Origin of the sequence: Thiohalophilus sp., from assembly GCF_034522235.1 — a bacterium.
GTDB lineage: Bacteria > Pseudomonadota > Gammaproteobacteria > UBA6429 > Thiohalophilaceae > Thiohalophilus.
In genome coordinates this window covers 1079400-1092251 of the sequence record NZ_JAXHLN010000003.1, presented here as the reverse complement: position 1 = coordinate 1092251, position 12852 = coordinate 1079400, and the positions used below count along the sequence as shown (strand labels likewise).

Annotated in this window: 10 protein-coding genes; 3 read left to right on the top strand and 7 right to left on the bottom strand. The window is 57.0% G+C overall.

Translation table 11 applies throughout. The features are described 5' to 3' along the window. Positions 1–19 precede the first annotated feature (19 nt). The 6 genes from parC to dapA all read right to left on the bottom strand — a co-directional run bounded on the left by parC (position 20) and on the right by dapA (position 8082). Positions 20–2266: a DNA topoisomerase IV subunit A gene (parC, locus tag U5J94_RS08310; RefSeq protein ID WP_322565178.1), complete on the bottom strand. Its 2247-nt coding sequence runs from the start codon at positions 2264–2266 to the stop codon at positions 20–22. 197 nt (positions 2267–2463) lie between these two features. After that, on the bottom strand, positions 2464–4356 hold the full coding sequence (gene parE / locus U5J94_RS08305; RefSeq protein WP_322565177.1) for a DNA topoisomerase IV subunit B: 1893 nt from the start codon (positions 4354–4356) through the stop codon (positions 2464–2466). A 156-nt stretch (positions 4357–4512) separates the two neighbouring features. Continuing rightward, positions 4513–5226 carry a phosphoribosylaminoimidazolesuccinocarboxamide synthase gene (gene purC / locus U5J94_RS08300; RefSeq protein WP_322565176.1) on the bottom strand — a complete coding sequence of 238 codons (714 nt, stop codon included), beginning with the start codon at positions 5224–5226 and terminating at the stop codon, positions 4513–4515. Between the two features lie 38 nt (positions 5227–5264). After that, entirely contained in the window at positions 5265–6023 is a 759-nt protein-coding gene (locus U5J94_RS08295) for an MBL fold metallo-hydrolase (protein ID WP_322565175.1), read from the bottom strand. 35 nt (positions 6024–6058) lie between these two features. Next, complete coding sequence (bamC, locus tag U5J94_RS08290; RefSeq protein ID WP_322565174.1) at positions 6059–7174, bottom strand: outer membrane protein assembly factor BamC; 1116 nt, start codon at positions 7172–7174, stop codon at positions 6059–6061. 29 nt (positions 7175–7203) lie between these two features. Continuing rightward, positions 7204–8082 carry a 4-hydroxy-tetrahydrodipicolinate synthase gene (gene dapA / locus U5J94_RS08285; RefSeq protein ID WP_322565173.1) on the bottom strand — a complete coding sequence of 293 codons (879 nt, stop codon included), beginning with the start codon at positions 8080–8082 and terminating at the stop codon, positions 7204–7206. 23 nt (positions 8083–8105) lie between these two features. Here dapA and U5J94_RS08280 point away from each other — a divergent pair, with 23 nt between their 5' ends. The 3 genes from U5J94_RS08280 to U5J94_RS08270 all read left to right on the top strand — a co-directional run bounded on the left by U5J94_RS08280 (position 8106) and on the right by U5J94_RS08270 (position 11554). After that, the gene (locus U5J94_RS08280) at positions 8106–8363 is read left to right on the top strand and encodes a hypothetical protein (protein WP_322565172.1); all 258 of its coding nucleotides are present in this window, start codon (positions 8106–8108) and stop codon (positions 8361–8363) included. Positions 8364–8460: 97 nt separating this feature from the next. Then, positions 8461–9543 (top strand): DUF4931 domain-containing protein, encoded by a 1083-nt coding sequence (locus tag U5J94_RS08275; RefSeq protein ID WP_322565171.1) that lies wholly within the window; start codon positions 8461–8463, stop codon positions 9541–9543. A 580-nt stretch (positions 9544–10123) separates the two neighbouring features. Next, complete coding sequence (locus U5J94_RS08270) at positions 10124–11554, top strand: PhoH family protein (protein ID WP_322565170.1); 1431 nt, start codon at positions 10124–10126, stop codon at positions 11552–11554. 190 nt (positions 11555–11744) lie between these two features. On the opposite strand, the gene U5J94_RS08265 is transcribed toward U5J94_RS08270, so the two are convergent. Continuing rightward, a complete protein-coding gene (locus U5J94_RS08265) occupies positions 11745–12848 on the bottom strand; it encodes an AI-2E family transporter (protein ID WP_322565169.1) in 1104 nt (367 codons plus the stop codon). Positions 12849–12852 lie beyond the last annotated feature (4 nt).

The window sequence follows — 12852 nt, the reverse complement described above, 5'->3', positions numbered from 1 at the left end:
TGATCTTCAGGTTTCGCCGCTACTCACCCACCGGTTCCATGCGGGTCACGCTACGAAAACCCTGAGGCAGTTTTATCCCACGTTGCGCGCGCTCACCCTCGTAAGGCTCCATCTCCTCGGGCTTGAGCACCTTGTGTCTTTTGCCCGAGTAAATCTTGAGGCTGTCCTGTTCCTCGAGTACTGTCACTGCCGTGGCATATTCCTGGCCGCTTTTCGCCCTGGCGGAGGGAACATTCATGATTTTGACACCCTTGCCCCTGGGCAATACCGGGAGCTCGGCAACATGGTGAATTAACAGCTTGCCTTCGTTGGAGACCATCGCGACCCAGTAGGTCTCCATGTCAGTTACCGGTACCGGCGGCAGAACCTTTGCCCCCTCGGGGACTTTGAGCATGGCCTTGCCCTTCTTGTTACGGGTAATCATGTCCTCCAGCTTCGTAACCAGCCCGTAACCATGGCTGGTCGCCAGCAGCACCAGTTGGTCGGCGCTCCCGGTCACCACACCACAGAAGGTGGCTCCGGGCGGCGGGCTCAGACGACCGGTCAGCGGCTCGCCCTGGCCTCGTGCCGACGGCAGAGTGTGTGCGGGCAGGGCATAGGTGCGCCCGGTGGAGTCGATCACCACGGCCAGCTGGTTGGACTTGCCCCGGGCGCTGTTGAGATAAGCGTCACCCGATTTGTAATTCAGTTCGGTGGGGTCCATTTCGTGACCCTTGGCGGTACGGATCCAGCCTTTTTCCGACAAGACAATCGTCACCGGATCGGCGCTGAGCAGTTCGGTGGCATCCAGTGCCTGGGCGGCCTCACGGGAGACGATTGGCGAGCGGCGCTCGTCCCCATACTCTTTGGCCACTTCCTTGAGCTCTTTTTTGACCAGCGTCTTGAGGCGTTGTTTGGAACCCAGTATCTTCTGCAGCTCGGCCTGTTCCTCTTTCAGTTCTTTTTGTTCGGTGCGAATGCTCATCTCTTCGAGCTTGGCAAGATGTCGCAATTTGAGCTCGAGGATCGCCTCGGCCTGTTCATCCGACAGTTTGAAGCGTTTCATCAACACCGGCTTGGGCTTGTCATTCTCGCGAATGATCTTGATCACCTCATCAATATTGAGATAGGCGATCATCAGGCCGTCGAGGATGTGCAGCCGCTTGCTGACCTTGTCCAGGCGATGTTCCAGGCGTCGGCGCACGGTGGCGGTGCGGAAAGTCAACCAGTCGTTAAGCAGATCCTTCAGGTGACGAACCCCGGGGCGGCCATTGAGACCGATGACATTCATATTGACCCGGTAGGTCCGTTCCAGATCCGTGGTCGCAAACAGATGGGTCATCAGCTCGTCGGCATCGACCCGGTTAGAGCGCGGCACGATGACCAGACGGGTCGGGTGCTCGTGATCCGATTCATCACGCAGGTCCACTACCATGGGTAATTTTTTGGCCTGCATCTGGGCGGCAATCTGTTCCAGGATCTTGGCCGGCGAAGTCTGGTGAGGCAAGGCGGTAATGATGATGTCATCTTTTTCCCGCTCGTAACGGGCCCGCATGCGGATCGAACCGTGGCCGGTTTCATACATTTTCACCAGATCGGCTTTCGGGGTAATAATCTCCGCATCGGTGGGATAGTCCGGCCCCGGCAGGTGCTTGCAAAGCTCCTTGATGGTGGTTTTAGGGTTTTCCAGCAGGTCGACCGAGGCGTTAAGCAACTCGGTCAGATTGTGCGGCGGAATATCGGTACTCATTCCAACGGCAATGCCGGTCGTCCCGTTCATCAATACATGCGGAACTCTGGAGGGCAAGACCTCCGGCTCATTCATCGTACCATCGAAATTGGGCACCCAGTCAGCCGTCCCCTGTCCCAGCTCGGACAACAGCAGATCCGCGTAGCGGGACAGACGGGCCTCGGTATAACGCATGGCGGCAAAGGACTTGGGATCATCCGGCGAGCCCCAGTTGCCCTGGCCTTCCAGCAGCGGATAACGATAGGAGAACGGCTGCGCCATGAGCACCATCGCTTCATAACAGGCGCTATCGCCATGGGGGTGGAACTTACCCAGCACGTCACCCACCGTGCGCGCCGATTTTTTGAACTTGGAGCCGGCCTTCAGTCCGAGATCGGACATGGCATACACGATGCGCCGCTGCACCGGTTTGAGACCATCACCGATATGCGGCAACGCCCGATCCATGATGACGTACATCGAGTAATCGAGATACGCCCGCTCGGTAAACTCCTTCAGCGGCAACAGTTCAATATTTTCTTCGAATTCCACACTCATAGATTATTGTCACTTGTTAAAGCGGTTTAATAAACGCGGAGCACGCGGAGGCGCAGAGCCGCAGAGTTTATAAAGCAATGTTGAGTTTTGAATGAATGGCCGGTTCACAATTCATAATTTAAAATTCAACACTATATTCTTCACTCCGCGCCTCTGCGCCTCCGCGTCCTCTGCGTTCTTTTCCAGTGATATACCTACTAGACCTCGATATCCGCCAGGTCGCCTTTTTTCTCCAACCAGGCCCGGCGATCGCCCGCCCGTTTTTTGGCCAGCAACATATCCATCATCTGTTGGGTACCGTCACCGCTTTTAATCACCAGCCGTGCCAGGCGCCGGGTATCGGGGTCCATGGTCGTCTCGCGTAACTGCAGGGGATTCATCTCGCCCAGGCCCTTGAAGCGGGTGACCTGCACTTTGCCTTTGATTTTTTCCGCCTCGATGCGGTCCAGGGTACCCTGGCGCTCGGCGTCGTCCAGTGCATAGTAGGTTTCCTTGCCGACATCAATCCGGTACAGCGGCGGCATGGCGATATAGACATGCCCCGCGTCCACCAGTGGCTTGAAGTGGCGCAGGAACAGCGCGGTCAGCAGTGTGGCGATATGCGCGCCGTCCGAATCGGCATCGGCCAGCACGATCACCTTGCCATAACGCAGGCTGGAAAGATCGTCGGAACCGGGATCGACCCCCAGGGCGACAGAGATATCGTGCACTTCCTGGGAACCGAGTACCTCGGCCGGCTCCACTTCCCAGGTATTGAGAATCTTGCCCCGCAGCGGCATGATCGCCTGGAACTCGCGATCCCGCCCCTGCTTGGCGGAGCCCCCGGCCGAATCCCCCTCGACCAGAAACAACTCGGTGCGGCTCAAATCCTGGGCCGAGCAATCGGCGAGTTTGCCCGGCAACGCCGGTCCCTGGGTCACCTTTTTGCGCACCACCTTGCGTCCGGCGCGCAACCGGCTCTGGGCATTGTTAATAGCCAGTTCGGCGATCTGCTCGCCCAGGTCGCTGTGCTGGTTAAGCCATAAACCGAAGGCATCCTTGACCACCCCGGAAACAAACGGCGCCGACTCCCGCGAGGAGAGCCGCTCCTTGGTCTGGCCGGAAAACTGGGGATCCTCGAGCTTCACTGAAAGGATATAACTGAGTTTCTCCCAGACATCCTCCGGCGCCAGCTTGACACCCCGCGGGATCAGGTTGCGAAATTCGCAAAACTCGCGAACTGCCTCGGTCAGGCCGGTGCGCATGCCGTTGACATGCGTGCCACCCTGGGCCGTCGGGATCAGGTTGACGTAACTTTCGCTGACATTGATTGAACCATCGGGGACCCAGGCCAGGGCCCAGTCGACGGCTTCCAGATTACCGCTGAAGCTGCCGATAAAAATATCCGGTGGCAGTAGCTCCACGCCGCCCAGTTCGCCCTTGAGATAATCGCGTAGCCCATCCTCGTAATACCACTCCTCTTCTTCCTTGCTGGCTTCATCCTTGAAGGTCACCAGCAAGCCCGGGCACAGGACCGCCTTGGCGCGCAAAACGTGTTTGAGTCGCGGCACAAAAAACCTGGGTGAATCGAAAAATTTGGGATCAGGCCAGAAGCGCAGGGTGGTGCCGGAATTACGCTTGCCCACCGAACCGATCTCTTCAAGATTGGATTTCTTGTCGCCGTTGGCAAAGGCGATGTTGTACTCCTTGCCGTCACGTTTGATCCAGACTTCCAGATGTTTGGACAGGGCATTGACCACGGAGACACCAACACCGTGCAGCCCCCCGGAGAACTGGTAATCCTTGTTGGAAAACTTGCCACCGGCATGCAGGCGAGTCAGGATAACTTCCACGCCCGGCACCTTTTCTTCCGGATGCATATCCACCGGCATGCCACGGCCATCATCGCTTACCTGCAGGGAACCGTCCTTGAACAGCACCACATCAATGCGTTTGGCATACCCGCCTATCGCCTCGTCGACACTGTTATCGATCACTTCCTGGGCAAGATGGTTGGGACGTTCGATCTGGGTATACATTCCGGGACGTTTGCGCACCGGTTCCAGTCCGGTCAGAACCTCAATGGACTCAGAAGTATATTTCTTATTCATAGGTTACCGTTATATCGCGATGGTACTCGCCGGCGTCATCCCCGGCCGATTTGTTACGAGTCGATTCTACGGATGAATACGGCATTGGGCAAAATGAATCGTGCCGGATATGTGCGCGATTTTGCACTGCGCTGACACCGGTCAAAACAGGCACACTCAGCCCAGTTCAATACCCAGGCGCTGCGCCACTGCCTCGTAAGCTTCCACAACGCCGCCCAGCCCCTGGCGAAAACGGTCCTTGTCCAGCTTGTCACGGGTGGTCGCATCCCACAGGCGACAGCCGTCGGGGGTGAACTCATCGCCCAGTAACAGCTCACCGTCAAAGCGCCCGAACTCCAGCTTGTAATCAACCAGCAGCAAACCGGCATCCAGAAAAAGTTGTTTGAGAATATCGTTCACCTGAAAAGTCAGTCGCTTCATGGTGTCGATTTCGTCCGCCGTTGCCCAGTTAAATGACAGGATATGATAATCGTTGATCATCGGATCATGCAGGGCATCATTTTTAAGGAAAAACTCGAATACCGGCGGATTGAGTTGCTGGCCTTCTTCGACACCAAGGCGCCGGCACAGGCTGCCGGCGCTGAGATTACGCACCACACATTCGATCGGCAGCATTTCCAGCTTCCTGACCACCGACTCCTCGTCGGACAGCAGACTTTCAAAATGTGTCTCCACACCACCCTGTTGCAGCTTTTGCATAATAAAGGCGTTAAACTTGTTGTTTACCATACCCTTGCGATCCAGTTGCGCCAGCTTTTCGCCGTCAAAGGCGGAAGTGTCGTTGCGAAACTGCAGAATCAGCTTATCGGGATCATCGGTGGTATAGACTGTTTTCGCCTTTCCCGAATACAGCTCCTGTTGTTTTTGCATGATGCTTATCCTCGCAAGGGGTTATGCTTTTATCGCTGTTAAACCTGACGCCAGTCAGTGCCCTGTTCCTGACAGGCCACCTCGATCTCCCGTGGCGGACATCCCAGAATATCAGCCAGGGCCTGAGAGGCCAGTGCAGGTGTATTGTTCTTGTCGCTCAAGTGCGCCGCGACCAGATACTGCAAATCATCGGTGTCGAGACTGGCCAGTATTTGCGCGGCCTGTGCATTGCTCAGGTGGCCGTAACCGCCGCCGACCCGCTGCTTGAGGCTGACGGGATAGGGGCCTTCTTCCAGCATCTGCGGATCGTGATTGCATTCCAGGATCAGGGCATCACAACCGGACAGGCTGGCATGAATATGCGGCGTACTGCTCCCGGTATCCGTTAACAGGCCCAGGCGCCGATCGCCGTTACTGAATACAAACTGACAGGGCTCGCGGGCATCATGCGGCACAGGAAACGGCTGGATTTCGATCTCGCCGATCGCCAGCGTCTGGTGGACGTCAAACAGATTCAGTGTCGGCACCTTGCCGGGTTGGGAACCGTTGATGGTGCCCCGTGTTGCCCACACCGGCACCCCGTAACGCCGCGCCAACAGTCCCACGCCGCGAATATGGTCCCCGTGTTCATGGGTCACCAGCACGGCATCCAGACTTTGTGGATCGCAATTGAGACGCTGCAGCCGGGCTTCGGTATCACGCAGGGAAAACCCGCAATCGATCAGGATCCGGGTACGGCCATGTTCGATCAAAGTACCGTTACCCTTACTGCCACTGCCGATCAGTGCAAATCGCACGTGTTCTCCCTGACCAGTATGTTCATGGTGCCAGATTAGCGCAAGTGGACTTCGATTTCCTCGAGGATACGTTTGGTCAACGCCGAACCGGTTTTGTCGTTATTTCGATCGCGCAAGCGGATGTCTGTATAACCACCCTGTTGACTGACTCGAAGTAACAGCGCATCGACCGTGTCATCCCGGCCATCATCCTCCAACAAACCGGCCCAGAAACCTTTTTTCTCTTTTGCCTTGAACTCTTCAGTCAGCTTGATGTAATAGAGACCTTCAGAACGGTCGCGGTCTTCCACCAGCAGCCCCACGCGATCCAGCGCCAGTCCGACTCGCCGCCAGGTACGCGGAAAGGTTTCGTTGACCCGCAGCAGCAATTCATCCTGTGCCTGTTTGAATTCGGTACGTTTGGCCGGTTCGGCTGTCTCTACCTCCCGGGCGGCCTCCTCCTCGTCACCGCCGAGCGCAATCAAAAAGCGTTGCAACAGCTCCACTTCCAGATCGCGATCCCGATCGTTGGGTACCCAGGCGGTTTCCACCACCTCGGTACCGCCACCGCTGACGACGATCTCTTTCAGTCCGCGATGGACAATAAACACCCGCGTTCCCCCGTTATCGGTGCGCTCCAGACGCACCCGATAGCGATCCTGATAGCCACTGGAACCGATCGCATCGACGATGCGCTCGAACCAGTTGCCCGGCACCCGCTCGCGTCGTTCCTGCCAGTTGGTCTCCAGGATACCGGTTTTTCTGTCCTGTTCGGCAATCTCGAAACCGAGGGACGCCACGAATTCCTGTGCCGCATTCCAGACCTGTTCCGGCGACAGATTGACTTCCAGCCAGTGCATGTCGCCCTGGCGCACGAAACGGACATCCTCGACGGTGGCCACGACGGCATCCGGTTCACCGGCCTCGCCCCCCTGCCCCTGCGTACCGGAATAACTGGCCTGTTCACGACCGATTCCGGGGATCTGCATCTGTTCTCCCAGAGGAGGACGATCGAGATCGGGCGGGACCTCCAGCGGTTGTTGTTTGCTTTTTGTTTCAATCTGATCGGCATAAAGCGCCCGATAATCCTTCTCGGGGCTGCTCGAACAGGCGCCGAGCATCAGGGCCGACAGAGCCAATACAACCACTTCAATGCCATAACGGCGATTCATGCACGGTTCCTCTGCAAAAACTGAAAAAATTACTGGACCAGACCGAGTTTGCGCAGCTCGTCATGCACAATGGTCTGGTATTCGCTGGAGAGCACGGTCAACGGCAGGCGGATTCCCGCCGGAATCAATCCCATATCATACAGGGCCCATTTGACCGGGATCGGGTTGGCTTCGAGAAACAGGTTCTTGTGCAGGCCCATCAGCTGATCATTGAGGCGGGTCGCACTCTCCCGGTCGCCGGCGATCGCGGCCATGCACATCTCGTGCATCATTTTCGGCGCCACATTGGCGGTGACGGAAATATCGCCATGGGCGCCGGCCAGCATCAACTCCATCGCCGTGCCATCGTCACCACTGTAGACCTCGAACTGCGGGCCGCACAGGGCGATGATATCCCGCGCGCGCTGGACGTCCGCAGTGGCGTCCTTGATACCAATAATATTCTCGATGGCCGCCAGCCGGGCCACCGTCTCCGGCAGCATATCCACGGCGGTGCGCCCGGGGACATTGTAGAGAATCTGCGGGATATCAACGGCCCCGGCGACCGCCTTGAAATGCTGGTAGAGGCCTTCCTGGGTCGGTTTGTTGTAATAGGGAGTCACCAGCAGGCAGGCGTCGGCACCGACCTCTCTGGCGCAGCGGGTCAGCGTAATCGCCTCGCGCGTGGAGTTGGAGCCGGTTCCGGCAATGACGGGAATCCGCCCGCGCGACAGTTCCACGACCCGTTTGACGACGTGGCAGTGCTCCTGTTCGTCCAGCGTGGCCGATTCACCGGTGGTACCCACGGCAACGATGGCGTCGGTCTGGTTCTCGACGTGAAACGCCACCAGCGCCGCCAGCGCGGCCTCATCGAGACTGCCGTCCTCGTGCATGGGGGTGGCCAGCGCCACCATACTCCCCTGAAACATACCCCTCTCCGTAAAAAACGCTCATGTTACTTGGAGCCACCGGCCCTGACAAGCGGCCCGCCACCTGGCTCAAACCGGGTTTTGCCCCAAAATTTGCCTGTTTCCATGCCGTGGCCGCCCGTCCCGGCAATGCCGGAACCACCGAATACGCTGAAAACACCGAGATCACCGAACAGAAATTCACCATCCACAGCGCCGTGTTTCGGCGTTTTCAGTGGGTTCGGTACTCTCGGTGGTCAACAGACCTGACCCACAACCTCGCACAGCAGTTCGAATATTAAGCCACCCTGTAGGGCCATAAAATATAACTGCTCAACAAGCCGGACAAATCCCGGTATTTTCATGCCAAACAGCCAGCATATTATAAAGGAGCCGGGCATGTCCGAGACAGAAAAGGCGATCCGGGAAATCCGCATCAATCCCATCGTACCCAGTGAATCGGTGCTCATCGCCACCGCGCGCAGCATGCGTCCGCGCAAGGAAGAGGCGCCGGCCCCCCGGGACACCCGCCAGCATGTGGAAACCTGCCCGTTCTGCCGCGGCAACGAGGACAAGACCCCGCCGGAACTCAAGCGCTACGAGGTGGACGGCGAGTGGGCGGTGCGTATCGTGGAAAACCTCTATCCGGTCCTGGGCGACGATCGGGACAAATCCGGGCTCGTATTCGGCCTGCAACAGGCCATCGACGGCTACGGCCGCCATGAGGTGATCGTCGATCATTATGCCCACGGCATCGCCATTCACGAAATGGCCGAGGACCACCTGACGACCCTGTTCCAGGCCTATCAGTCGCGTACCGCCGAGCTGTATGCCCTGGACGAACGACTCAAGTATATCCTGATTTTCAAGAACTTCGGCCCCGCCGCCGGCGCCAGCATGGCGCATACCCACAGCCAGTTGATCGCCCTGCCCGTGGTCCCGCAAAACCTGCATGAAGAACTCGAATACAGCCGTGACTATTACAAAAAACACCACCACTGCATCTTCTGTACCCTGATCGACGAGGCACTGACTTTCGAAACCACCATCTATGACCGGGATTCGGGCAAGATCGTGCGCCGTATCAATGTCGGCCAGTACGTCGTGGAACGCGGGGAACGGTTTATCGCCATCAAACCCTTCGCCAGCCGCTACGAGTGGGAGATCCATATCCTGCCGCTGGAACACAACAGCGATTTCCTCGAGACCTCGGCAGACGATATGGCGGATCTGGCGCGGGTGCTCAAACGCACCATGGCCCGGCTGGATGCCGTAATCGGCGGGGCGCAATACAACTATTTTCTGCACTCACGCCCGCGCAGCGACGATTACGGCGACTGCCGCAGCAGCTATCACTGGCACCTGGAGATCTGCCCCCGGACCAGCATTCCTTCTGGGTTTGAACTGGGCTCCGGGCTGTTCGTCAACACTATCAGCCCGGAAGAGGCCGCCGAGCAACTGCGCTCGGTCGAACTCGACTGACCCGTGCGGCACCCTGAACCACTGACAACACCGAAGGCACCGAGCTCACTGAAATTGCAGGGTAAGAATATAAAAATTGCTTTTCTGTTGGTGCATTCAGTGTCTTCGGTGGTTCCTTTAACATGATTTGCTCTTAACGCCGGCTTGCGGCTACTATAATTTCCAGGGCCATTTGTTAGCAGGGAGAATCAACCTATCAAGCAACTCAACTAAATTAAGTGTTCCGAATACCCGAACATGTTGTTCAAAAGATTGCTTCGCTTCGCTCGCAATGACCGAAAATAGTGCTGTCATTGCGAGGAACAACGTGACGAAGCAATCTCTCCGGACTGGTATTCGGAACACTTATTTAAACCAGGATCCGGCAACGGGTCTTCGTTTGCATGCGGCTTAGCCTGTATTCCAGGGTATGAGGAATTTAACCATCGATGACGCTGAAAAATATTCCAGCAAAAAGCTCCACTATCGGTGACATCGGTATATTCGGTGTTTCGGTGGTTATATTTCAAATTCGGACCAGCGTACTTCATTGCCCGAAGCGGGCATCCCTTCACTCTTACAACCAGGTTGTCATTAATTTATGAGTAAACGTCTGTTCGTTGTGGATTCCAACGTGCTGATGCACGATCCGACCTCGCTGTTCCGCTTTCAGGAGCATGATGTATTCGTGCCGATGATGGTGCTCGAGGAGCTGGACAACAACAAAAAAGGCCGCACCGAGGTGGCACGCAACGCCCGTCAGGCCAGCCGTTTTCTGGATGAGTTGCTCGCCGACGCCAGTCATGAAGAGATCGAGCAGGGCCTGCCGCTCAACGCCCATCTTAACGCGCTGACCCAGCACAAGATACAAAACGGCCACAAGGAGCTGGCCGGGCAACTGAGCGGGCGCCTGTTCTTTCAGACCCGGGCCTATCCCGACAGCCTGCCCCGCCATCTGCCCGGCAACCTGCCGGACAACAATATCCTCGGGAGCGCCCTGGCACTGCAGCAGCAGGAAGAGACGCCCCGGGTCACGCTGGTCACCAAGGATATCAATCTGCGCATCAAAGCGGCGGTGGTCGGCATCCACGCCGAGGATTATCGCAGCGACCGGGCGCTGGAAGATGTCGATCTGCTGTATACCGGCCATTACCAGCTGGAACAGGCGTTCTGGGACCGGCACGCCCGGGAGATGGAATCCTGGATCGACGCCGGCCGTACCTTTTATCGCATCAAGGGCCCGGATATCGAAAACTGGTCGCCCAACGAATTTATTTTCAGTGATCAGGAGGCAACCCCGTTTGATGCCAGCGTACGCAAGATCGAGGACGACAGCGCTATTATCGAGACGGTCCAGGACTATCGCAGCGCCAATCGTGCAGTGTGGGGGATCAATGCCCGTAACCGCGAACAGAATTATGCGCTCAACCTGTTAATGGATCCGGAAATCGACTTTGTCAGCCTGCTGGGCATGGCCGGTACCGGCAAGACCCTGCTGACCCTGGCCGCCGGCCTGGAACAGACCCTGGAACAAAAACGTTACAGCGAGATCATCATGACCCGCGTCACCGTCCCGGTGGGCGAGGATATCGGCTATCTGCCCGGTACCGAGGAAGAGAAAATGACCCCGTGGATGGGGGCTTTAATGGACAATCTCGAAGTGCTGACCAACACGGAAGTCGGTGGCGAGTGGGGTCGCCAGGCCACCAACGATCTGCTCAGCAAACGGATCAAGATCCGCTCGGTCAACTTCATGCGCGGGCGGACCTTCCTCAATCGTTATATTATCATCGACGAGGCGCAAAACCTGACCTCCAAGCAGCTCAAGACCCTGATCACCCGCGCCGGCCCCGGCACCAAGGTGATCTGCCTGGGCAACATCGCCCAGATCGACACCCCCTATCTGAGCGAAACCACCTCCGGCCTGACCTACGTGGTGGATCGTTTCAAGGGCTGGGAACACAGCGGTCACATCACCCTGGTCCGCGGCGAACGCTCCCGCCTGGCCGACTACTCATCGGAAGTGCTTTGATTCTGGTAACAAAACCCAACGCAGAGGCGCGGAGGTCACAAAGCAATTTTGAATTTTTAATGTTGAATTTTGAATTTTGAATGAAATGTCAGCTCACCATTCATAATTTAAAATTCAACATTCAAAATTATATTCCCTATCTTTGCGTCCTCCGCGTCTTTGCGTTCTTGGCGTTACTTTCACAACGCTCTCACTGCTGGGTTTGCTGGGCCTGTTGTTCGCGTTGTTCTTCTTGGTGATGGATGCGTTCGGAGGCGCGGGGCCAGGCGCTGAGGGAGGCCTTGACCAGGGTGGCCAGCGGGATGGCGAAGAACACGCCCCAGAAGCCCCACAATCCGCCGAACACCAGTACGCTGACGATAATGGCAATGGGATGCAGGTTGACCACTTCGGAGAACAGCAGCGGCACCAGCACATTGCCGTCCAGCGCCTGGATAATAGCGTAAGCCACAACCACCCAGGCGAAGTCCGGGCCGATACCCCACTGGATATAGGCCACGATCGCCACCGGAATGGTCACCACGGTCGCGCCGATGTAGGGGACCACAACGGAGACACCCACCAGCGCCGAGAGCAGGATGGAATACTTGAGTCCCAGCAATTCAAAAGTCACGTAGGTGGTAATACCCACGAGCAGAATTTCCCAGAACTTGCCGCGTACGTAGTTACCCAGTTGCTGATCCATTTCCTGCCAGATCTGGTTGGCCAGCGCCCGTTCCCTGGGCAAAAAGCTGGTCGCCCAGGCCACAATGGGTTTTTTGTCCTTGAGAAAGAAGAACACCATCAACGGCACCAATACGGCATAAACCATCAGCACGACCAGGTTGGTCAGCGAGGCGAGTGACAGACTGACGATCTTCTGCCCCAGCGAGGCAATCTCGCGATTGACCACCTGGGTCAGATCCTTGACCTGCTCTTCGGAAATAAACGCATAGTGCTCGGGTAACTCCAACAGAGATTGTTGCAGGCGATAGAAATGCCGGGGCAACTCCTGAAACAGTTCCTGCAGCTGGGAGGTAATCACCGGCGCCACGCCCAGGAAGAGGAAAAACAAAAAAATCAGGAAAACGGTAAACACCAGAATCACGGCCCACAGACGCGGTGTGTTGTGATCTTCCAGCTTGTGGACAATCCCTTCCAGCAGATAGGCGATGACCAGTGCCGCCAGAACCGGTGCCAGCATATTGCCGAGGGTCAGGACCACGGTAAAACCGATGATCAGGATGAACGCCAGCAGGACCGCCTGGGGATCGGAAAAATAACGGTTGTACCAGCTTTTCAGCAGTTCCAGCATGGGG